The 21,616-nt window shown below is 69.9% G+C and carries 14 protein-coding genes and 1 other RNA gene; 13 read left to right on the top strand and 2 right to left on the bottom strand.

Going from position 1 to position 21,616, the window contains the following annotated elements; translation table 11 throughout:
* The first annotated feature begins 36 nt into the window (after window positions 1–36).
* A complete protein-coding gene (locus ACOCMH_RS26815) occupies window positions 37–2,913 on the top strand; it encodes a PD-(D/E)XK nuclease family protein (protein WP_427310169.1) in 2,877 nt (958 codons plus the stop codon).
* A complete protein-coding gene (locus ACOCMH_RS26810; protein ID WP_427310167.1) occupies window positions 2,910–6,521 on the top strand; it encodes a UvrD-helicase domain-containing protein in 3,612 nt (1,203 codons plus the stop codon). The genes ACOCMH_RS26815 and ACOCMH_RS26810 overlap by 4 nt, the downstream gene beginning before the upstream one ends.
* A gap of 175 nt (window positions 6,522–6,696) precedes the next feature.
* On the opposite strand, the gene ffs is transcribed toward ACOCMH_RS26810, so the two are convergent.
* Window positions 6,697–6,795, bottom strand: an RNA gene (gene ffs, locus ACOCMH_RS26805) — signal recognition particle sRNA small type.
* A gap of 167 nt (window positions 6,796–6,962) precedes the next feature.
* Between ffs and ACOCMH_RS26800 the strand changes: the two genes are divergently transcribed.
* From ACOCMH_RS26800 to ACOCMH_RS26750, 11 genes are all read left to right on the top strand, one after another.
* A complete protein-coding gene (locus tag ACOCMH_RS26800) occupies window positions 6,963–9,449 on the top strand; it encodes an adenosylcobalamin-dependent ribonucleoside-diphosphate reductase (RefSeq protein ID WP_427310165.1) in 2,487 nt (828 codons plus the stop codon).
* Between the two features lie 120 nt (window positions 9,450–9,569).
* Window positions 9,570–11,888, top strand: coding sequence for a DNA polymerase III subunit gamma/tau (locus ACOCMH_RS26795; RefSeq protein ID WP_427310163.1), 2,319 nt, complete (start codon window positions 9,570–9,572; stop codon window positions 11,886–11,888).
* 69 nt (window positions 11,889–11,957) lie between these two features.
* On the top strand, window positions 11,958–12,290 hold the full coding sequence (locus ACOCMH_RS26790; RefSeq protein WP_062800650.1) for a YbaB/EbfC family nucleoid-associated protein: 333 nt from the start codon (window positions 11,958–11,960) through the stop codon (window positions 12,288–12,290).
* A gap of 7 nt (window positions 12,291–12,297) precedes the next feature.
* Window positions 12,298–12,912 carry a recombination mediator RecR gene (gene recR, locus ACOCMH_RS26785; RefSeq protein WP_010814257.1) on the top strand — a complete coding sequence of 205 codons (615 nt, stop codon included), beginning with the start codon at window positions 12,298–12,300 and terminating at the stop codon, window positions 12,910–12,912.
* Window positions 12,913–13,000: 88 nt separating this feature from the next.
* Window positions 13,001–13,906, top strand: coding sequence for a LysR substrate-binding domain-containing protein (locus tag ACOCMH_RS26780; RefSeq protein WP_427310160.1), 906 nt, complete (start codon window positions 13,001–13,003; stop codon window positions 13,904–13,906).
* 177 nt (window positions 13,907–14,083) lie between these two features.
* On the top strand, window positions 14,084–15,280 hold the full coding sequence (locus ACOCMH_RS26775) for a CaiB/BaiF CoA transferase family protein (RefSeq protein WP_427310158.1): 1,197 nt from the start codon (window positions 14,084–14,086) through the stop codon (window positions 15,278–15,280).
* The gene (locus ACOCMH_RS26770; RefSeq protein ID WP_427310156.1) at window positions 15,277–16,248 is read left to right on the top strand and encodes a hydroxymethylglutaryl-CoA lyase; all 972 of its coding nucleotides are present in this window, start codon (window positions 15,277–15,279) and stop codon (window positions 16,246–16,248) included. Before ACOCMH_RS26775 ends, ACOCMH_RS26770 begins: the two co-directional genes overlap by 4 nt.
* A gap of 49 nt (window positions 16,249–16,297) precedes the next feature.
* On the top strand, window positions 16,298–17,323 hold the full coding sequence (locus ACOCMH_RS26765) for a Bug family tripartite tricarboxylate transporter substrate binding protein (protein WP_427310154.1): 1,026 nt from the start codon (window positions 16,298–16,300) through the stop codon (window positions 17,321–17,323).
* A 181-nt stretch (window positions 17,324–17,504) separates the two neighbouring features.
* Window positions 17,505–18,548, top strand: a complete 1,044-nt coding sequence (locus ACOCMH_RS26760; protein WP_427310152.1) for an ABC transporter substrate-binding protein — start codon at window positions 17,505–17,507, stop codon at window positions 18,546–18,548.
* A 132-nt stretch (window positions 18,549–18,680) separates the two neighbouring features.
* A complete protein-coding gene (locus ACOCMH_RS26755) occupies window positions 18,681–19,493 on the top strand; it encodes an ABC transporter ATP-binding protein (protein WP_025584349.1) in 813 nt (270 codons plus the stop codon).
* 43 nt (window positions 19,494–19,536) lie between these two features.
* On the top strand, window positions 19,537–20,328 hold the full coding sequence (locus ACOCMH_RS26750; protein ID WP_171518314.1) for an ABC transporter permease: 792 nt from the start codon (window positions 19,537–19,539) through the stop codon (window positions 20,326–20,328).
* 231 nt (window positions 20,329–20,559) lie between these two features.
* Here ACOCMH_RS26750 and ACOCMH_RS26745 read toward each other — a convergent pair whose 3' ends face one another.
* The gene (locus tag ACOCMH_RS26745; RefSeq protein ID WP_427313373.1) at window positions 20,560–21,534 is read right to left on the bottom strand and encodes an NADPH:quinone oxidoreductase family protein; all 975 of its coding nucleotides are present in this window, start codon (window positions 21,532–21,534) and stop codon (window positions 20,560–20,562) included.
* Window positions 21,535–21,616 lie beyond the last annotated feature (82 nt).

Below are 21,616 nucleotides of genomic sequence, written 5' to 3'. Positions count from 1 at the left end.
CCTGATACAGCGGCCCACGCGCCCCGATGACGGCCCATGACGTCGCTAAGCTTTCGCCCAGGCCCCGACTTTCTTGAGCAGGCGGCCACCGCTGCCTGGTATTTCCTTGACCGCTGCGGCGCGCCCGAGGCGGGTGCGCACGTGGTGGTGCCGACCGCCGCGCAGATTCCGGGCGTGCGCCAGTCGCTCGACGCCGCGGCGCGTGCCGCCGGGCGGCCGCGGCTGTTGCCGCGCGTGCTGACGCTGGGCCACTGGCTGCTCGACCTGCCGCCGGACGGCGCCCCGGTGCGCAGCCCGGCCGCGCGCCTGCTCGCGGTGCAGCAGGCGGTGCGCGGGCAAGACTGGCTGCGCCGTGCCTTCGGCGCCCAGAACGAGACCGCGGCATGGGGGCTGTCGCAGACGCTGCTGACGATCTGCGACGAGCTCAGCGCGCGCTGGCTCGAAGACGCCGCCATCCGCGACGACGACGAGATCGATGGCGACGATCGCGCCGGCCTGCTGCAGGGCGCGCTGGCGCGGACCTATTCGCATCTGTCAGAGCGTTTCCTGGGCGAGGAAGCCCGCATCGTGCTGGCATTCTGGCAAGCGCTGTCCGGGCCCGACGATCCGCTGCCGGCGAAGCGCCGCGCGTTGCGCGAACTGTCCCAGCAGTTGCGCGGCCCGGTGGTCTGGATTGCGCCGACGCCACCGACGCCGCTCGAAGCGGCGTTCCTGCGCGATGCCGCCGAGCTGGCGCCGGTGCTTCAGGTTGGCTATGACTGGAGTGGCGAGGGCGAGGGCGAGGGCGAGGGCGAGGGCGAGGGCGGCTGGTACCAGGCGCTGCTGACGCTGTGGCCGGAAGCCAGGATCGCCGAAGATACCGAGGCTGCGCCGGCAATGCCGGCACTGCCCTCGCAGCGCCCGTCGGTGCGCGTGGTTGGCTGTGCGCGCTTCGAGGACGAGGCCGCCGCCGCCGCCGCGCAGCTGGTGCAGTGGCTCAACCAGGGCCGCCGCCAGGTGGCGCTGGTCGCGCACGACCGCGTGGTGGCACGCCGCGCGCGCGCGCTGCTGGCGCGCGCCGGCGCGCCGGTGCGCGACGAGACCGGCTGGAAGCTCTCCACCACGCGCGCCGCCGCCGCGCTGATGCGCTGGTTCGACCTGCTGGTGCGCGATGGCGATACCGCCGCGCTGCTGGACCTGCTCAAGAGCCCGTTCTGCCTGCCCGATGTCGCCGCGCGCGGCGCGGCCATCGCGCTGCTCGAACGCCAGGTGCGGCGCGAAGGCATTACCGGCGGCTGGGGGCGGCTGCGCCAGTTGTTCGCACACACGCCGGCAAGCGCGCAGCAGCCCGCGGCCGACGATGAGGATGCCGACCAGGTGCCGCGCCGCGCGGCCCATGGCCTGATTGGCTTGCTGGCCGACGAGGCCGAACGCTGGCCGCGCGGCCTCGCGCAGCATCCGCTGGCGACGTGGCTGGAACGGCTCGACGGTATGCTCGACCGCCTCGGCATGCGCGCCGCGCTGGCCGCGGACGATGCCGGCGGCCAGCTGCTCGATGCCCTGGCGCGGCTGCAGGAACTGCCGCGCGACGAGACCGGCGGCCACGCCACGCTGTCGCAGGGCGAGTTCCGCGCGATGCTGTCGGCGCTGCTGGAATCGGTCGCCTACAAGGAACCGTCGGCCGGCGGGCCCGCGCGCATCACCATCCTGCCGCTAAACGGCGCGCGCATGCGGCGCTTCGAAGGCGTGGTGATCGTCGGCTGCGATGACGCGCAGTTGCCGTCCAGCGCCGCCGAGCTGATGTTTTTTTCCAACCAGATGCGGCGCGAGCTGGACCTTGAAGACCGCGAGGCGCGCTTCGCGCAACAGGCGCGCGACCTTGCCGAGGTGCTGCTGAATAACGACGACGTGGTGCTGACCTGGCAGCGCTACGGCAGCCGTGGCGAACCGCACCATGTGTCAGGCTGGATCGAGCGGCTGGCGGCATGCTGCGCGCGCGCAGGCGTCAGCATCGAAGCCGCCGTTGCACCGCAGGCGCACGAGACCTTCGCCGATGTGCGCGGCATGCCGGCCCCCGCCGCCGATCCCGCACTGGTGCCGGTGCGCTGGAGCGCGCAGGCGTACAACATGCTGCGCCGCTGCCCCTACCAGTTTTTTGCCGGCCGCATGCTGGGCCTGGCCGGGCTCGAGACGGTCAGCGACGAGCTGGAGAAGCGAGAGATCGGGGAGACCCTGCACCGCGTGCTGCTGACCTACCACAAGGATCTCCAGGCGCGGCGCGAGCGCGGCGAAACGTGGTCTGAAGACGCGTGCCTGGCGCGCCTGGCGGAGATCTCCGACGAAGTCTTCGGCGCGCTGATGGCCACCGACGGCAACGCCATTGCCTACTACCGGCGCTGGCGCGAGGTGTTGCCGTCGTATGTCGCATGGCAGTCCGCGCGCGAGGCCGAGGGCTGGTTCTGGCGGGGCGGCGAGCTCGATGCCGGCATCGACCTGCCGATGCCGGACGGCCAGCCGCTGCGCCTGACCGGGCGCATCGACCGGCTTGACCAGGGACCGGGCGGCGCGCATGCCGTGCTCGACTACAAGACCCAGAGCGCCACCCGGCTCAAGCGCAAGCTGGCCGAGGTGGAAGAAGACTGCCAGTTGCCGTTCTACGGCCTGCTGCGCGCCGATGCCGCGGCGGGCAGCTGGGTCTCGCTCGAAGGCGCGCGCGACGGCGCGCCGGCGGCGCAGCGCGAGGTCGGCCTGCCGGACTTCGAGGCCGCGGTCACCTGGCTGGAACGCCAGATGCGCGACGACGTGATGCGCCTGCGCCAGGGCGCGAATCTGCCGGCCTTCGGCGATGCCTCGGCCTGCGTGTATTGCACCGCCCGCGGCCTGTGCCGCAAGGGCTTCTGGGACTCCACCGCCGTGCCGGCGCTGACATCATGACGCCTCACGATCTGCACGAGATCCAGCCTTACCAGCGCGATGGCGCACCGGTTTCCGAGGCCGAGTTCACGCGCGCGGCCTGCGATCCGGCGCGGTCGGTGGTGGTGGAAGCCTGCGCCGGCAGCGGCAAGACCTGGCTGCTGGTGGCGCGGCTGGTGCGCCTGCTGCTGGCCGGCGGGGCGCCGCACGAGATCCTGGCGATCACCTTCACGCGCAAGGCCGCCGAAGAAATGCGCGACCGGCTGCTCGAGGTGCTGGCGCAACTGTCGCGCGACAGCGACGACGACGTGATCGCCGCGCTGGTGCAGCGTGGCCTTGCCCCCGACGCCGCGCGCGAGGCGCTGCCGCGCGCGCGCGGGCTGCATGCGCAGGTGCTGGCCGCACCGGGGCGCATGGCCATCGACACCTTCCACGGCTGGTTTGGCACGCTGCTGCGCGGCGCGCCGCTGGCGTCGGGCATCGTGCCGGGCGCGGCACTGCGCGAAGATGCGCTGCGCATGAAGCGCGAGGCCTGGGCGCCGGTGTGGCGCGCGTTGGCCACGCCGGCATACGCCGAGCTGCGCGCCGCCTGGGAAACGCTGGTTGATACCGTCGGCGATTTCCAGGCCCGCGCGCTGCTTGACGCAATGTTCCACGCCCGCAGCGAATGGTGGGCAATGCAGGAAGGCGGCGACCCTCAGCAAGCGTTGTCCGACTGCCTCGGCGAGGACGCGCAGGGCGACGTGCTGCTGCAGGCGCTGGCCGACGAAGGCTGGCGCGATGCCTGCGAAGCGCTGGCGGCGCGGCTGGGCGCGGCCGGCAAGAGCGAGCAGGCCCACGCCGGCCGCATCACCGAGGCGCTGATGGCGATCGCCGCCTGGCGCGCCGCCGGCGCCTCGCCGGGTAAGCCTGCCCAACGGGTGTTCGCGCAGTTGCGCGCCGCCTTCTTCACCACCACGGGCGGGCCGCGCTCGCTGCGGCGCACCGCGGCGCTGGTCAAGGCCGCCGGCGGCGAGGGCATGGTCGATGCGCTGCTGGACGAGCATGCCACGATCTGCGCGATGCTCGACGATATCAGCGCGCGCTGCTGCGAAGCCGCCGTGCTGGCGATCAACCGGGCCCTGTTCTGCATCGGCGACGCGCTGCTGACGCGCTACCAGCGGTACAAGGACGAACAGCGCGCGATGGACTTCGCCGACCTCGAATGGCAGGCCGCGCGGCTGATGTCGGACGAAGAGACCGCCACCTATCTGCAGGTGCGGCTCGATGCGCGCTACCGCCACTTGCTGCTCGATGAGTTCCAGGACACCAACCCGCTGCAATGGCGCATCCTGCAGGGCTGGCTGGCCGGCTACGCGGGGCTGGGCGAGCGGCCGACGGTGTTCCTGGTGGGCGACCCCAAGCAATCGATCTACCGTTTCCGCCGTGCCGATGCCCGGCTCTTCGGCGCCGCCGGCGAGATGCTGCGCGATGCGTTCGGCGCCACCGTGCTGCGCACCAACCGCACCCGGCGCAATCGCGCCGAAGTGCTCGACTGGGTCAATGCCGTGTTCGACAGCGCGCGCGCCGAGGGCCGCTATCCGCTGTATTCGACCCAGACCACGGCGCTGGGCGGCTGCGGCGGGCCGGTCTGGCTATTGCCGCTGGTGGAGCCCGACGAGGCCGATGACAGCGCGGCCGAGACCGCCGACGAAGAACCAGCCGCAGCCGCCAGCGCGCATCGCGATACGCTGCTGCAGCCGCGCCGGCAGGCCGGCGATTCGCTGCGGCTGGAGGAGGGGCGGCGCGTGGCGGCGTGGCTGCGGCTGGTGCGCGATACCGTGCCGGTGCATGAAGGCAATACGCAACGGCCCGCGCGCTGGAGCGACATGCACCTGCTGGTGCGCCGCAAGACCCATCTGGCCGACTACGAGCGCGCCTTGCGCGAGGCCGGCATCCCGTGCCTGAGCCCGCGCCGCGGCGGCCTGCTGGCGACGCTCGAGGCGCTGGACCTGTCGGCGTTGCTGGCGTTCCTGATGACGCCGGAGTCGGACCTCGATCTCGCGCACGTACTGAAGAGTCCGCTGGTGGGCGCGACCGACGATGATCTGCTGGCCCTCGCGCAGATGGAGGGCGAGGGCGGCTGGTGGGCGCGCCTCGAGGCCGGTGGCTTGCCCGCGCAGGTGTCGGACGCGCTGCGCGAAGGCGTGCCGCGGCTGCGGCAGTGGCTGCGCGTCGCGCCGCACCAGCCGGTGCATGACCTGATCGACCAGATCTTCCACGGCGGCGAGGTGCGGCGCCGCTACGCCGAAGCCGCGCCGCCGGATATCCGCGAGCAGGTGCTGGCCAACCTCGACGCGTTCCTGAAACTGTCGCTGGACCTCGACGGCGGGCGCTATCCGAGCCTGCCGAAGTTCATCGACGAACTGCAGGAAATCCGCCGCGGCGACGAAGGCGAAAGCCCCGACGAAGGCGGCATGGGCGAGCTTGCCGAAGATCTCGAGCCGGCGGAGGATGATCCGGCTTACGCAGGCCTCGACGCGGTCCATATCCTGACCGTGCATGCGGCCAAGGGACTGGAAGCGCCGTTCGTGGTGCTGCTCGATGCCAACCACAGCGAGCCGGCCGCGGACCGGGGCGGCATCCTGGTCGACTGGCCGCCGTCGTCGCCGGTGCCACGGCATTTCTCCGCGTACGGCAAGCGCAGTGAGCGCGGGCTGGCGCGGGCGCCGCTGTTCGACGCCGAGGCGGCGCTGGGCGAGCGCGAGAACTGGAACCTGCTGTATGTGGCCATGACCCGCGCGCAACAGGGCCTGCTGGTCAGCGGCGTCAAGGGCCGCGCCAGCCGCAGTGGCGCGGGCGAAGGCAATGCCGAGATCGCCGGCAGCTGGTATGTGCGGCTGCAGGCCGCGGGTGTCGGCGAGATGGTGCCGGCCTATCCGGGGGCCCTGGCCGATGCGGCAGTGGCGCAGGACCAGCCGTCAACGCTCGCGCGCCTGAGCGAGCCGGTGCGCTTTACCGACTTCCGGCTGCGCTACCGCGACGCCGTGGATGAGCGCCAGGAGATCGCCTTTGCAGAGGCCGATGCGGAGGCCGGTGACGAGCCCGAAGGCATCGTCTTCAACGCCGCGGCGGCCCGCCATGGCGAACTGGTGCATGCGCTGCTGGAACGCCTGACGCGCTATCCCGACGCCTTTGCCGGCGTGCCCGCGATCGACACCGTATTGCGCTGGTTCCCGCTGACGGGCGCGCACACCGAGGCAGCACGGCAGGCGTGGCGGCAACAGGTGGAAGAAGCGCTGGAGGCGGTGTCCGCAATGCTGCGTGCGCCCGCGCTGGCACCCTTGCTTGGGGCAGGTGATGCGTGCAGCGCGCGCAACGAAGTCGAACTCTATGACGCGCGTGGCCGGCTGCTGCGTATTGACCGGCTGGTGGAATTCGACGACCGCGTCGTCATCGTCGATTACAAGCTGCGCCTGCTGCCGCAAGAGCACGCGTCCTATCGCGCGCAGCTGGGCCGCTACGCGGCCGCGATCGCGCCAATGTTCCCCGGCAAGCGCATTGACGCTGGCGTGGCCACCGCCGAGGGCGAATGGATTCCCGCCGAGCGCCTGGCGCCGCCGGCCCCGCAGCAGGGTTCGCTGTTCTGAAAGCTGGAACGGTGCCCCGGACAGGGTGCCAGAATCGGCGCAAAATGGGGCGCATGGCACGCGCGATGGCGGCAGGTCTGTACTAAAGTGACAGGGACTGCGCTGCAAGCGGCTCGCGCGCGGTTGGCTATTTGACGGGGGATTGAAGCAGGGGTACTGAGGAAGGGGGTGTGAGGTGGACGAGCCTGACCCTCGGCACTGGCGGAAAACGGCTGTGGCTGCTTCGTTCCCGACCTGACCAGGTTGACCGCGCCACCATGCGAGGAGGCCCGTCCGAGGCGCATTGTACCCCAGAGCGCGGGCGCGCGCAGGATTTGCATCGAATGCCCTTGGCAGGCGCGGGTCATTGTCCGCGCCATGGCGCCGGGTTGATCTGGCGCAGGCAATGCGGGCCGCGCTGGCCCGACCATTCACCGACCCGTACACGTGGTGAGCCAATACATGAACGCAAACGACCAGATCATTCGCGGGGCGCTGGCGCCGCAGGAAATCTCCACCGAAGTCCTGATCGAAAAATACGCCAAGGGCGAAGAACGCAGCATCGCCGACGTCAGGCAGCGCGTGGCGCGCGCGCTGGCCCAGGCCGAGCCCGAGGACCAGCGCGAAGCCTGGAGCGCGCGCTTCCTGTGGGCGCAGGAAAACGGCTTCGTGCCGGCCGGCCGCATCAATTCGGCGGCCGGCACCGGCATCCAGGCGACGCTGATCAACTGCTTCGTGCAGCCGGTGGGCGATTCGGTGTCGGAGCCGCGCGACGGCCGCCCCAGCATCTACACCGCCGTGGCGCAGGCCGCCGAAACCATGCGCCGCGGCGGCGGCGTCGGCTATGACTTCTCGGCGATCCGCCCGGCGGGGGCGCTGGTGCGGGCCACGCATTCGCGCGCCTCGGGGCCGGTGTCGTTCATGAAGGTGTTCGATGCCTCGTGCGCCACGGTGGAATCGGCCGGCGCGCGCCGCGGCGCGCAGATGGGCGTGCTGCGCTGCGACCATCCGGATATCGAGAGCTTTATCCACGCCAAGGACAAGGGCGAACTCAGCAACTTCAATATCTCCATCGGCGTCACCGACGCCTTCATGCAGGCGGTGCAGGCCGACGCCGAAGTCGAACTCGTGCACGAGGCCGAGCCCGGCGCCGACATGATCGCCGCCGGCGCGTACCGCCGCGACGACGGGCAGTGGGTGTACCGGCGCGTGCCGGCGCGCAACCTGTGGGACCAGGTCATGCAGGCCACCTACGACCATGCCGAGCCGGGCATCCTGTTCCTGTCGCAGATCAACGCCGACAACAACCTCTATTACTGCGAGCGCATCGAGGCCACCAACCCCTGCGCCGAGCAGCCGCTGCCGCCCTATGGCTGCTGCTGCCTGGGCTCGGTCAACCTGACCCGCTTCGTGCGCCAGCCGTTCACGCCGCAGGCCGCGTTCGATTTCGAGGCCTTTGCCGAGGTGGTGCGCGTGGCGGTGCGCATGCTCGACAACGTGCTCGACGTGACCTTCTGGCCGTTGCCCGAACAGCAGGCCGAGGCCCACGCCAAGCGCCGCGTCGGGCTGGGCTTCCTCGGGCTGGGCAGCGCGCTGGTGATGCTGGGCCTGCGCTACGACACCGAGCCGGCGCGGCAGCTGGCGGCGCGGATCTCGGAACGCATGCGCGACGACGCTTACCTGGCGTCGACGGAGCTGGCGGCGCAGAAGGGCGCCTTCCCCTTGTTCGATGCCGGCGCCTACCTGCAGAGCGGCTTCGCCAGCCGGCTGCCGGAGCCGGTGCGCGACGCCATTGGCCGCCATGGGCTGCGCAACTCGCACCTGCTGTCGATCGCGCCCACCGGCACCATCACGCTGGCCTTTGCCGACAATGCGTCCAATGGCATCGAGCCCGCCTTCTCGTGGACCTACCACCGCAGGAAGCGCATGCCGGACGATGGCTATCGCAGCTTCGAGGTGGCGGACCATGCCTGGCGGCTTTACCGTCACATGGGGGCCGACATGGCGCAGCTGCCGGATGCGTTCGTCACCGCGCTGCAGATGTCGGCGCTGGACCATATGCGGATGCTGGAAGCGGTGCAGCCGTATATCGACACCAGCATCAGCAAGACCGTCAACGTGCCGGAGGACTATCCCTACGAAGCCTTCCGCAATCTGTACTTCGAGGCCTGGAAGGCCGGCCTGAAGGGGCTGGCCACTTACCGGCCGAATCCGGTGCTGGGCGCGGTGCTGTCGGTCGGGGCGCCCACCGCGGCGCCTGCGCCCGCGGCCGACGACAACCCGCTGGTGCGCCCGTTCGGCAGCCGGCCGGTAGGCGACCTGGAGGGCGTGACCTCCAAGGTCGAATACCTGACCTACGAGGGCCACAAGACCGTCTACCTGACCGTCAACTTCATGCGCGTTGCCGGCGTGGCCGACGGCAAGCCGGTGGAGATCGAGCGCCCGGTGGAGTTCTTCATGCCGGCGGGCCAGCGCAGCGAAGGCCAGCAATGGATCACCTCCACCATGCGGCTCTTGTCGATGGTGGCGCGCTCGGGCGGCTCGGTGGCCAAGGCGCTGGCCGACATGCGCAACGTGGTGTGGGACAAGGGCACGGTGCGCTACGGCACGCTGGTGCGCCAGGACGGCACCGAGGTGCCGCGCTTCCATGATTCCGAGGTGGCGGCGCTGAGCTATGCGCTGCAGCGCATCCTGATCAAGCGCGGCTTCCTGGACGCCGACGGCGGTCAGGTGCCGGTGGCGGCGCTGGCCGCGCGGCTGGCGCAGCGCGATGGCGGCGGGCAGCCGCTGGCGGAGGGGGCGGACCTTGCCGGCCTGGCCGGCGCGACGCCGGGCGCGCCTGGGGTGGGCACCGGCAAGCCTTGCCCGGAGTGCGGCGCCCACGCCTTGCACAAGGTCGACGGCTGTGCCAAATGTGCCAATTGCGGCTACGTCGGCGAGTGCGGCTGAGCCCGCTCGCGGGCGGCTTGCGGCCGCCGGCGAGGGCGGCTGGCGGCGGGGCCGGATAAAGACCGCGGGGCAGGTGCCGCGGCGGCCGGAGGGGGGCCGCCTTTTGCTACAATCGCCGCCATGAGTTATCAAGTTCTAGCGCGCAAATGGCGCCCCAGGGATTTCACCACGCTGGTCGGCCAGGAGCACGTGGTCCGCGCGCTCACGCACGCGCTGGAACAACAGCGGCTGCACCATGCCTACCTGTTCACCGGCACGCGCGGGGTCGGCAAGACCACGCTGTCGCGGATCCTGGCCAAGGCCCTGAACTGCACCGGCCCTGACGGCAGCGGCGGCATCACCGCCCAGCCGTGCGGGCAGTGCAAGGCCTGCCAGGAAATCGACAGCGGCCGCTTTGTCGACTACATCGAGATGGATGCCGCGTCTAACCGCGGCGTCGACGAGATGGCGCAGCTGCTGGACAAGGCCGTCTACGCTCCCACCGCCGGGCGCTTCAAGGTCTACATGATCGACGAAGTGCACATGCTGACCAACCACGCCTTCAACGCCATGCTGAAGACGCTGGAAGAGCCGCCCGGGCACGTCAAGTTCATCCTCGCCACCACCGACCCGCAGAAGATCCCGGTCACGGTGCTGTCGCGCTGCCTGCAGTTCAACCTGAAGCAGATGCCGCCGGGACATATCGTCTCGCACCTGGACCATATCCTGGCGCAGGAAGGCATTGCCCACGACGGCAACGCGCTGCGGCTGCTGGCGCAGGCCGCGCACGGCTCGATGCGCGATGCGCTGTCGCTGACCGACCAGGCCATCGCCTACAGCGCCGGGCAGGTGTCCGAGGACGCCGTGCGTGGCATGCTGGGCGCGATCGACCAGGGCTACCTGGTGCAGCTGCTCGATGCGCTGGCCGCCGAGGACGGCGCCGCCATGCTGGCGATCGCCGATGCCATGGCTGACCGCAGCCTGTCCTTTGCCGGCGCGCTGCAGGACCTGGGTTCGCTGCTGCACAAGGTGGCGCTGGCGCAGGCCGTGCCGGCCTCGGTGCAGGACGAATGGCCCGAGGCTGACGAGGTGCGGCGCCTGGCCGGCGTGTTCGACGCGCAGGAAGTCCAGCTGTTCTACCAGATCGCCAACCTTGGCCGCAGCGAGCTGGCGCTGGCGCCGGACGAGTACGCCGGCTTCACCATGACGCTGCTGCGCATGCTGGCGTTCCGGCCGTCGTCGGAACCGGACGCCGCGCCGGGACAGGGCGGCGGTGCGGCGGCCGCACGCCAGCGCAGTGCCGGCACGCCAGCCGCGGCGCGTCCGGCCGAGGCACGCCAGGCGGCGACGGCAGCGGCTGCCACCGCTCCCGCAATGATGAGCGATGCCGTGCCGGTGCCCGCAGTGGTGCCGGCGGCGGCCACGGCCGCGCCTGCCGCGGCGCCGATGGCCTCGCCTGCCGCGGCCGAGCCCGCGCCGGCGCGCGCGGCTGCCGGCGCGATGTCGCCTGCGGCCGCGGCGCTGGCCGCTGCCCGCCAGGCTTCCGCAGCCCGCGGCGGCGGCGCCCGCAAGGCGCCAGCGCCGGCCATGCCTGCCGCGCCGGCCGCGGCGCAGCGGCCGCCGGCACAACCGTTGCGGGCCCCTGCGGCCGCAGCGGTGAGCCGTCCGGCTGCTGCCCCGGCCCCGGCGGCACGGCCGGCGCCGCCGCAGTCGCTGCAGCCCGCCAGGCCCGCGGCAGCGCCCGCGGCGCGGCCCGTGACACCCAAGCCGCAGCCCGAATCCGTGCCGCCCTGGGAAGTTGCCGGGGGCAGCGATGTGCCGCCGTGGGAAGAACTGCCGCCCGACCTGCCGGTCATCGGTCCCTATGACAGCGACCCCGGCTACAACGACTACGGTTTCAGCGAGCCCGCCTCGCGTGCCGCGACACCGCGCAACGGCGCGGTTCGCCCGGCCGCGGCCCCGGTGCGCGAGGCCGAGCCGGCCCGCGAGCCCGCTGCCTTGCCGGCGGCGCCGGCGCCGGCGGAATCCGCCAGATTTGTCGCGCCACGCCCGCCTGCCGCGGGCGAGGATGGCACCCCGCCGGCCTTCACCGGCGACTGGCCGGTGCTGGCCGCCGGCCTGCCGCTGAAGGGCCTGGCGCAGCAACTGGCTTACCAGAGCGAACTGACGCAGGTGGTCGGGCGCACTTTCCACCTGCGCATCCCGGTCGCGGCGCTGGGCGAGAACGGCGTCGCCGAGCGCCTGCAGCAGGCGCTGTGCGACCACTTCGGCGAACCGGTGCGCGTGGTCTGCGAAGTGGGCGGGGTCACGGTCACCGCCGCCGCGGCCGACGCCGAGGCCCGCGCCGAGCGCCAGCGCCAGGCCGAGGCCGCGATCGAGGCCGATCCCTTCGTGCAGGGGCTGCTGCGCGACTTCGGCGGCCAGATCGTGCCAGGCTCGATCCAGCCGCGCGCCGCCTGACCGGCGGCCAGCGTTTGCTTTACCGAATTTCCGTCACCGAACTCTTACCGAATCCAGGAGCATTCCATCATGATGAAAGGTCAACTCGCCGGGCTGATGAAGCAGGCCCAGCAGATGCAGGAAAACATGAAGAAGATGCAGGAACAGCTGGCCCTGATCGAGGTCGAGGGCCAGTCCGGCGCCGGCCTGGTCAAGGTGGTCATGACCTGCAAGAACGACGTCAAGCGCGTCACCATCGACCCCAGCCTGCTGGCCGAAGGCGAAGACAAGGACTTGCTGGAAGACCTGGTCGCCGCGGCCTTCAATGACGCCGTGCGCAAGGCCGAGGCCACCACGCAGGAAAAGATGGGCTCGATGACCTCGGGCCTGCCGCTGCCCCCGGGCTTCAAGCTGCCGTTCTAAGGCCATTGTGAAAGCGTCGTCGCCGACTTCGCTGCAGGCGCTGGTCGAGGCGCTGCGGGTGCTGCCCGGCGTCGGGCCAAAGTCCGCCCAGCGCATGGCCTACCACCTGCTGCAGCACGATCGCGAGGGCGCGCGCAAGCTGGGCGACGCGCTGCGCGGCGCGGCGGACCATATCCGCCACTGCCAGCGCTGCAATACCTTCACCGAGCAGGAAATCTGCGAGACCTGCCTGGATGACCGCCGCGACGCCTCGGTGCTGTGCGTGGTCGAAACGCCGGCCGACCAGGTCATGATCGAGCAGACCCTGACCTACCGCGGCAAGTATTTCGTGCTGATGGGCCGGCTCTCGCCGCTGGACGGCATCGGCCCGCGCGAGATCCACCTGGACCGGCTGCTGGCGCGCGCCACCGAGCCCGAGCTGGGCGGCCCGGTCGGCGAAGTCATCGTCGCCACCAATTTCACCAGCGAAGGCGAGGCCACCGCCCACTACATCGGCGAGATGCTCAAGGCGCGCGGCCTCAAGGTGTCGCGCCTGGCGCGCGGCGTGCCGGTGGGCGGCGAGCTGGAGTATGTTGATGCCGGCACCATTGCCCGCGCGGTGATGGACCGTCGCAACCTCTGAACGGCGTCGCGCCGGCCGGCTTGGCGGTCGCGCCCACTGGCCGGCGCGCGCTTGCCGCTTTCCCGTTCTTTTATTTCTCGCCCCACCCATGAACCTGGCCCGCTTCGATCTCGTCACGCTTGGCTTGTTCGTTGCCGTGGCCCGGCAAGGCAGCATCTCGGCCGGCGCGCGCCAGTCGCACCTGGCCGTGGCGGCGGCGAGCAAGCGCATTTCCGACCTGGAAACGGCGGTCGGCGCGCCGCTGTTCTTTCGCCATGCCGCCGGCGTGCAGCTGACCGAGGCCGGCCAGGCCTGCTTCCATCATGCGCTGACCATCCTGCAGGACGTCGAGCGCATGGCCGGCGTGATGTCGGACTACGCCTCGGGCGTGCGCGGGCAGGTGCGCGTGTGCGCCAACACCTCGGCGATCACGCAGTTCCTGCCCGATGACCTGGCCTCGTTCATGCAGCATCATCCGACCATCCGCATCGAGCTGGAAGAGCAGAACAGCCGCGACATCGTTGCCGCGCTGGTCGAGAACCGCGCCGACGTCGGCATCTTTGCCGACCGTACTCCCGCGGCCGGGCTGATGACGGTCGAGTACCGCCAGGACGAGCTGGTCATCATCACGCCGCCCAACCATCCGCTGGCCGCGCGCGGCCCGGTGCACTACGCCGATACGCTGGAATTCGATTTCGTCAGCCTGCCGCAGGAAACCTCACTGGCCGCGCGCCTGCTGGAGGAAAGCAGCCGGCTGGACCGGCCATTCCGGCTGCGCATCCAGGTACGCAGCTTCGACGCCATGTGCCGCATGGTGATGGCCGGCCTGGGCGTGGGCGTGCTGCCGCGCATCGCGGCCGAGCCGCACGTCAAGTCGATGGGGCTGTCGCTCGTGTCGCTGCAGGACGCCTGGGCGCGCCGCTCGCTGCTGATCGGGTTGCGCGACCCGGCCGGCCTGACGGTCTCCGCACGGCTGCTGATCACCCACCTGTGCGGGGACCGGGCGCCGTTCTGACGCGCCCGCCCGGAGGCTTTGCCAAGCCTTTCGCGTTCCAAGAAAGCCCGCTTCTCCGATTGCCGATTCCTGGCAAGCCCCGCGCTGGGGCAAACTCCGTCCGAACGCAATGTATGGCATGCCAGTCAATGGCGCTGCCGCACTGCAACAAGACTGCCGCACCGCACGGAGACACCCATGGCGCAACAGATCCTCGAGGGCATTCGCGTCCTCGAACTCGGACAACTTATCGCCGGCCCCTTCGCCGCCAAGACCCTGGCCGACTTTGGCGCCCACATCATCAAGGTGGAGCCGCCCGGGCAGGGCGACCCGCTGCGCAAATGGCGCATGCTGCATGAAGGCACTTCGGTGTGGTGGGAGGCGCAGTCGCGCAACAAGGAATCAATCTGCATCGACCTGCGCCAGCCGGAGGGCCAGGCGCTGGTGCGCAAGCTGGCCGCCGAGGCCGATGTGCTGATCGAGAATTTCCGCCCCGGCACCATGGAGAAATGGGGCCTGGGCTGGGACGTGCTGCATGCCGACAACCCGCGCCTGATCATGCTGCGCGTGTCGGGCTACGGCCAGACCGGCCCGAAGAAGGACGAGCCCGGCTTTGCCGCCGTGGCCGAGGCCATGGCCGGCCTGCGCCACCTGACCGGCGAGCCGGGCCGTGCGCCGGTGCGCGCCGGACTGTCGCTGGGCGATACCATCGCCGGCCTGCACGGCGCCATGGGCGTGCTGCTGGCGCTGTACCAGCGCGATGCCCGCGGCGGCGAAGGGCAGGTGATCGACGTGGCGCTGTACGAGTCGCTGTTCAACCTGAGCGAAAGCCTGCTGCCGGAATACTCGGCCTTCGGCGCGGTGCGCCAGCCCGCAGGCGGCGCGCTGCCGGGAATCGCGCCGTCCAACGCCTACCCGTGCGCCAGCGGCGAATACGTGCTGGTCGCGGCCAACGGCGACGCCATCTTCAAGCGCATGATGCTGGCCATCGGCCGTGCCGATCTGGCTGACGATCCGGCGCTGGCGCAGAACGACGGCCGCGTGCAGCGGGTCGACGAGATCGATGCCGCCATCGCCGCCTGGACCCGCACGCAGACCGTGGAGTCGGTCCTGGCAGTGCTGCGCGACGCCCAGGTGCCGTCCGGCCGCATCTATACCGTCAAGGACATCGCCGAAGACCCGCACTACCGCGCCCGCGGCGTGATCGAGTCGGTGACCTCGGCCGGCGGCCTGACCGTGGAAGTGCCAGGCGTGGTGCCCAAGCTGTCGGCCAGCCCCGGCGCCATCCATGACCGTGCGCCGGCGCTGGGCGAGCATACCGATGCGGTGCTGAAGCAGGCCGGCTTCGACGACGCCGCCATCGCCGACCTGCGTGCGCGCAAGGTGATCGCATGAGCGCCGCCGCCAGCCTGTTGCGCGGCCCGGCCCGCGTGGAGATCAATGAAGTCGCGCCGCGTGACGGCCTGCAGATCGAGCCGGTGGTGGTGCCGACCGACGCCAAGGTTGCCTTCCTCGATGCGCTGTCTGCCTGCGGCTTCGCGCGCATTGAAGCCACCTCGTTCACCTCGGCGCGCGCCATTCCCGCGCTGGCCGATGCCGAGGCGCTGATGCACCGCATGCGGCGCCAGCCGGGCGTGCGCTACACCGCGCTGGTGCCCAACCTGCGCGGGCTGGAGCGGGCGCTATCGTGCCGGCCCGACGAGGTCAACCTGGTGATGTCCGCCAGCGAGACCCACAACCGCGCCAACCTGCGCATGACGCGCGCGCAATCACGGCAGCAGTTGCTGGCGATGATCGCCGAGGCGGGCGCGGCCGGCGTGCCGGTCAATGTGTCGCTGTCGACCGTATTCGGCTGCCCGTTCGAGGGCGAAGTCGATGCGGCCGAGGTGATGGCGCTGGCCAGCGGCTTCGCCGAGGCCGGCGCGGCCGGCATCACGCTGTGCGACACCACCGGCATGGCCTATCCGAACCAGGTCGCGGCGCTGTGCGAAGCCTTCCAGGCCGCGCTGCCCACAACCGGCCTGACCATCCACCTGCACAACACCCGCGGCATGGGCCTGGCCAACGCCGTGGCCGCCTGGCAGACCGGCGTGACGCGCTTCGACGCGGCCGCCGGCGGCCTGGGCGGCTGCCCCTACGCTCCCGGTGCCAGCGGCAATGTCAGCACCGAAGACCTGGTCCACATGTTCGATTGCATGGGCGTCGAGACCGGCGTCGACCTGGGCGCGCTGCTCGACGTGGTGGCCGCGATGCCGGCTCTGGTCGGGCGCGACATCCACAGCCAGCTGCTGAGCGCGGGCCCGCGCCTGCGCACGCACCAGCCACCGGCCTGGATGGCAGAGCATTTCGCCGGGCAGGCATAGCCCGGCACCCGGACAAGAACAACACTTCCACAAGATAACGGAGACCTTCATGAAGCGAGACCTTCAACACAAGCCAGTCATGTCCACGATGCCCGCACGGCGCAAGGCCTTAGCTGCCGCGCTAGCGGTACTCGGCGCAGCGTGGTTCGCTCCCGCCGCACTGGCGCAGGACGGCACCTATCCCACCCGTCCGGTGACGCTGGTGGTATCGGCCGCGGCCGGTGGCACCACTGATATCGCGGCACGCATGATTGCGGAACCGCTGTCGAAGGCGCTCGGCCAGCCGGTGGTGGTGGACAACCGTCCCGGCGGCAACGGCAGCATCGCGGCGCAACTGGTGGCGCGGGCCAAGCCCGACGGCTACACGCTGATGCTGCAGTATTCCGGCTTCCACGTGATCACGCCGCTGCTGGTGAAGAACCTGTCGTGGGATCCGGTCAAGGACTTTGCGCCCGTGGCCAACATCCTGTCGGCGCCGCAGGTGCTGGTGGTGCGCCCGAGCCTGCCGGTCAAGTCGCTGAAGGAGCTGGTGGCCTACGCCAAGGCCAATCCCGACAAGCTGAACTACGCCTCGTCGGGCAACGGCTCGCTGCAACATGTCTCGACCGAGCTGCTGAACCAGATGGCCGGCACGCATATCACGCACGTGCCGTACAAGGGCACGGGCCCGGCCATGACCGACCTGCTGGGCGGCTCGGTGGACCTGACCATCACCACGCCGCCGCCGCTGATGGCCCATATCGCCGCCGGCAAACTGCGCCCGCTGGTGGTGACCAGCAAGACCCGCCTGCCCAGCCTGAAGGACGTGCCGTCGGCGCCCGAGGCCGGCTACCCCGACCTGGACGTGTCGTCGTGGTTTGCGATGTACGCACCGGCCGGCACGCCCAAGCCGGTGATCGACAAGCTGACTGGCGAAATCGACAAGATCATGCGCACCGAAGCCTTCCGCAAGAAGGCCGAGGACCTGGGCGCCGAGGCCAAGTACATGAACCCGCAGCAACTGGGGCAGTACCAGAAGGCGGAGCTGGCGCGCTGGGGCAAGGTGATCAAATCCGCCGACATCCACGCGGAATGATGGCGAGGGCTGAGGCAAGGTGATCGAAAGGTAAGGGCGCTAAGCTCGCGGGTTTGCTAGGTGTTGATACCGATGCGGTGCATCGCACCGTCCGGTAGCATCGCAATTTGCCGCACCGCGGCGCGCCCCCTTTCAAGCGCATGTTGCCGCTGCGCCAGTCCACACGGGTAGGAGATCTCGCATGTATAACAAGAAATTCTGGAAGCAATTCCTGATCGCGCTGGCGCTGTTCCTGGCCGGCTGGTTCACTTTCGGCCAGGCGCAGGCACAGGGCAAGCCCGAGAAGACCAAGGTCACCATCGCGGTGGGCGGCAAGAACCTGTTCTATTACCTGCCGCTGACCATCGCCGAGCGCCTCGGCTACTTCAAGGAAGAAGGGCTGGAGGTCGAGATCGTCGACTTCGCCGGCGGCGCCAAGGCGCTGCAGGCGGTGGTGGGCGGCAGCGCCGACGTGGTCTCGGGCGCCTACGAGCACACCATCAACCTGCAGGCCAAGGGCCAGCGCTACCAGGAATTCGTGCTGCAGGGCCGCGCCCCGCAGATCGTGCTGGTGGTGTCGAACAAGACCATGCCCAACTTCAAGTCGATCGCCGACCTGAAGGGCAAGAAGATCGGCGTGACCGCGCCGGGCTCGTCGACCAACATGATGGCCAACTTCGTGCTGGCCAAGGCCGGCCTGAAGCCGTCGGACGTGTCGTTCATCGGCGTGGGCGCCAGCGCCGGCGCGGTGGCGGCGATGCGCTCGGGCCAGATCGACGCGATGGCCAACCTGGACCCGGTGGTGTCGATGCTGACGCAGAAGAACGAAGTGCGCGTGGCCTCGGATACCCGCACGCTGAAGGACACCCAGGCGGTGTTCGGCGGCAACATGCCGTCCGGCTGCCTGTATGCGTCGCAGGCCTTCATCCAGCAGAACCCCAACACCACGCAGGCGCTGACCAACGCCATGGTGCGCGCGCTCAAGTGGCTGCAAAAGGCGGGCCCGTCCGACATCGTCAAGACCGTGCCGGAAAGCTACCTGCTGGGCGATCGCGCGCTGTACCTGGCGGCGTGGGAGAAGGTCAAGGAAGCGATCTCGCCGGACGGCACCATGCCGGCCGACGGCCCGCGCACCGCGCTCAACGCGCTGGGCCAGTTCGACGCCGAACTGAAGGGCAAGTCGATCAAGCTGGAAGAGACCTACACCAACGCCTTCGTGCAGAAGGCCAACGCCAAGTACAAGTAATTTTCTTGCCGTCGCTGCCATCGGCCCGCTGCCCGCAGCGGGCCTTTGCTTTGCGGCAACGACGGCCCATCCATCATCACTCGCCCGCGCCGCGCCCCCGGCGCCGCTGCGGCGGGACCGAGACGGTTCACCATGAGCATTCCCGCACTTTCACTCGACCAGGTCACCTGCACCTTTGTCTCGCGCGATGACCGCAGCCAGCGCTATACCGCGGTCAGGGACGTCACGCTGTCGATCCAGCCAGGCGAATTCGTCTCGGTGGTGGGCCCCACCGGATGCGGCAAATCGACGTTGCTGAACGTCGGTGCCGGCCTGCTGGAGCCTTCCAGCGGCGAAGTCCGCGTGTTCGGCGAGCCGCTGCGCGGCATCAACCGGCGCGCCGGCTATATGTTCCAGACCGAGGCGCTGATGCCATGGCGCAGCGCGCTCGACAACGTCGTCGCCGGCCTGGAGTTCCGCGGCACGGCGCGCGCCGAGGCGGTGCAGCAGGGCGAGGAATGGCTGCGCCGCGTAGGCCTGGGCGGCTTTGGCGATCGCTATCCGCACCAGCTGTCGGGTGGCATGCGCAAGCGCGTGGCGCTGGCGCAGACGCTGGTGCTGGACCCGGACATCATCCTGATGGACGAGCCGTTCTCGGCGCTCGACATCCAGACCCGCCAGCTGATGGAGAACGAAGTGCTGGAGCTGTGGGCCGCCAAGCGCAAGGCCGTGCTCTTCATCACCCACGACCTGGACGAAGCCATCGCCATGAGCGACCGCGTAGTGGTGCTGTCGGCCGGTCCCGGCACGCATCCGATCGGCGAGTTCGCGATCGACCTGCCGCGTCCGCGCGACGTCGCCGAGATCCGCAACCACCCGCGTTTTGTCGAGCTGCACGCCGCGATCTGGGACGTGCTGCGCGAGGAAGTGCTCAAGGGCTACGCGCAGCAGCGCAAGGTGGCCTGAACCGTCCCGGCCTGCGTCCCAACTCAACAAGAACTGAATCCCGATGGCCTTCCGTACTGACTCCAAGGGCATGCTGCGCGTCTGGCAGCTGCTGGTCCTGGTGGTGATCCTCGGCGTGTGGCATGCGGCCACGCGCTCGCAGCAGGTTGCCTTTTTCTTTGGCGAGCCCCTGATGGTGGCGCAACGCATCTGGAGCTGGTTTATCGTCGAGCGCGATATCTACCTGCACCTGGGCGTGACCCTGATCGAAACCGTGCTGGCATTCGGCATCGGCACGGTGGCAGGGCTGGGCGTGGGCCTGTGGCTGGCGCTGAGCCCGCTCACCTCGGCCATCCTCGATCCCTACGTGAAGGCCATGAACTCGATGCCGCGCGTGATCCTGGCCCCGATTTTCGCGGTCTGGTTCGGCCTGGGCATCTGGTCGAAGGTGGCACTGGCGGTGACGCTGGTGTTCTTCATCGTCTTCTTCAACGTCTACCAGGGCGTCAAGGAAGTGAGTCCGGTAGTGCTGGCCAACGCGCGCATGCTGGGCGCCAACCAGAAGCAGCTGCTGCGCCATGTGTACCTGCCGAGCGCGACCAGCTGGGTGTTCTCGTCGCTGCATACGTCGGTGGGGCTGGCCTTCGTCGGCGCGGTGGTGGGCGAGTACCTGGGCTCGGCGCGCGGCGTGGGCTACCTGATCCTGCAGGCCGAAGGCACGTTCGACATCAATACCGTGTTTGCCGGGATCGTGGTGCTGACGGCGTTTGCGCTGGTGCTGGACTGGATGGTCGGCATCGGCGAGAAGCGGCTGATGAAGTGGCAGCCGCAGAGCGGCGAGACGGAGAAGCTGTGAAGTAAGCCTTCCCGCGGGTTTGCTCCCCTCTCCCGCTTGCGGGAGAGGGGCCGGGGGTGAGGGCAGGCGGCATCCACGCCGGGGCCAGCTCAGACTTCATGCCGGCGTTCACACAGGCAGCTTGGCGCGGTTTGCCTCGCAAGGCGCAGGGTGTAGCCGCACTGCCTGCGCCTTACGTCTTTTTGCGGCCAGCGCCAAGGCATCGGCCGAGGCGCCGATACGCCGCCGCGGTTACGGCACGATCACGATCTTGCCGGTGACCTTGCGCGCTTCCATGTCCTTGAGCGCCTGCGCCGCCTGCTCCAGCGGATAGCGCGCCGAAATATGCGGGCGGATCTTGCCTTCCTTCATCCAGCCCAGCATCTGCGCCATGTTGGCCTGGTTGGCCTTCGGTTCGCGCCGCACGAAATCGCCCCAGAACACGCCCACCAGCGAGGCCCCCTTGAGCAGCGCCAGGTTCAGCGGCAGCCGCGGGATCTCGCCATTGGCGAAGCCCACCACCAGGTAGCGGCCCCGCCAGCCGATCGAGCGGAACGCCGGTTCGGCATAGATGCCGCCGACCGGGTCATAGATCACGTCCGGGCCCTTGCCGTCGGTCAGCGCCTTGATGCGCTCGCGCAGGTCTTCGGTGCTGTAGTTGATGAGCGCGTCGGCGCCGTGCTGCTGGCACACGGCCAGCTTTTCGTCGGTGGACGCGGCCGCGATCACGCGCGCGCCGATGGCCTTGCCGATCTCGATCGCCGCCAGGCCCACGCCGCCGGCTGCGCCCAGCACCAGCATGGTCTGGCCCGCCTTCAGTTCGCCGCGGTCTATCACCGCGTGGTGCGAGGTGCCGTAGGTCAGCGTAAAAGCCGCCGCGGTCTCGAAGTCGATGCCAGGCGGCATTGGCACCACCGATGCCGCCGGCGCCCTGGCCTGGCTGGCGAAGGCGCCATTGCCCAGGTACGCGATCACCTTGTCGCCGGGCTTGACGTGGGTGACGCCTTCACCCACCGCGTTGACCACGCCGGCCAGTTCGGAGCCCGGGGTGAACGGCAGTTCAGGCTTGGCCTGGTATTTGTTCTGGATGATCAGCACATCCGGGAAATTGACCGCGGCCGCCTTGACGTCGATGACCACTTCCCCCTTGCCCGGTACCAGGTTGGGCAGCGTTTCGAGGGTCAGCGAATCGGGCGGACCCCAGGCTTTGCACAGTACGGCTTTCATCATGTCTCCGGTGGTGGTGTTGGCATGCCGCGCCAGTCAAGCTTACGCGGGCCGGCGGGGCAAGTGTAGCGCAGGAATAGCA

Origin of the sequence: Cupriavidus sp. H39 (assembly GCF_050271075.1) — a bacterium.
Lineage (GTDB): Bacteria > Pseudomonadota > Gammaproteobacteria > Burkholderiales > Burkholderiaceae > Cupriavidus > Cupriavidus necator_B.
The sequence above is the reverse complement of the archived record's forward strand: the minus strand, read 5'-3'. Positions and strand labels throughout refer to the sequence as shown.

What these genes read in the sequence shown, in the direction of transcription:
- ACOCMH_RS26800 (WP_427310165.1), top strand. Translation starts at nt 6,963, where the DNA reads ATGAACGCAAACGACCAGATCATTCGCGGGGCGCTGGCGCCGCAGGAA.
- ACOCMH_RS26760 (WP_427310152.1), top strand. Translation starts at nt 17,505, where the DNA reads ATGTATAACAAGAAATTCTGGAAGCAATTCCTGATCGCGCTGGCGCTG.
- ACOCMH_RS26795 (WP_427310163.1), top strand. Translation starts at nt 9,570, where the DNA reads ATGAGTTATCAAGTTCTAGCGCGCAAATGGCGCCCCAGGGATTTCACC.
- ACOCMH_RS26810 (WP_427310167.1), top strand. Translation starts at nt 2,910, where the DNA reads ATGACGCCTCACGATCTGCACGAGATCCAGCCTTACCAGCGCGATGGC.
- ACOCMH_RS26765 (WP_427310154.1), top strand. Translation starts at nt 16,298, where the DNA reads ATGAAGCGAGACCTTCAACACAAGCCAGTCATGTCCACGATGCCCGCA.
- ACOCMH_RS26745 (WP_427313373.1), bottom strand. Translation starts at nt 21,534, where the DNA reads ATGAAAGCCGTACTGTGCAAAGCCTGGGGTCCGCCCGATTCGCTGACC.
- ACOCMH_RS26815 (WP_427310169.1), top strand. Translation starts at nt 37, where the DNA reads ATGACGTCGCTAAGCTTTCGCCCAGGCCCCGACTTTCTTGAGCAGGCG.
- ACOCMH_RS26790 (WP_062800650.1), top strand. Translation starts at nt 11,958, where the DNA reads ATGATGAAAGGTCAACTCGCCGGGCTGATGAAGCAGGCCCAGCAGATG.
- ACOCMH_RS26770 (WP_427310156.1), top strand. Translation starts at nt 15,277, where the DNA reads ATGAGCGCCGCCGCCAGCCTGTTGCGCGGCCCGGCCCGCGTGGAGATC.
- ACOCMH_RS26755 (WP_025584349.1), top strand. Translation starts at nt 18,681, where the DNA reads ATGAGCATTCCCGCACTTTCACTCGACCAGGTCACCTGCACCTTTGTC.
- ACOCMH_RS26750 (WP_171518314.1), top strand. Translation starts at nt 19,537, where the DNA reads ATGGCCTTCCGTACTGACTCCAAGGGCATGCTGCGCGTCTGGCAGCTG.
- ACOCMH_RS26780 (WP_427310160.1), top strand. Translation starts at nt 13,001, where the DNA reads ATGAACCTGGCCCGCTTCGATCTCGTCACGCTTGGCTTGTTCGTTGCC.
- ACOCMH_RS26775 (WP_427310158.1), top strand. Translation starts at nt 14,084, where the DNA reads ATGGCGCAACAGATCCTCGAGGGCATTCGCGTCCTCGAACTCGGACAA.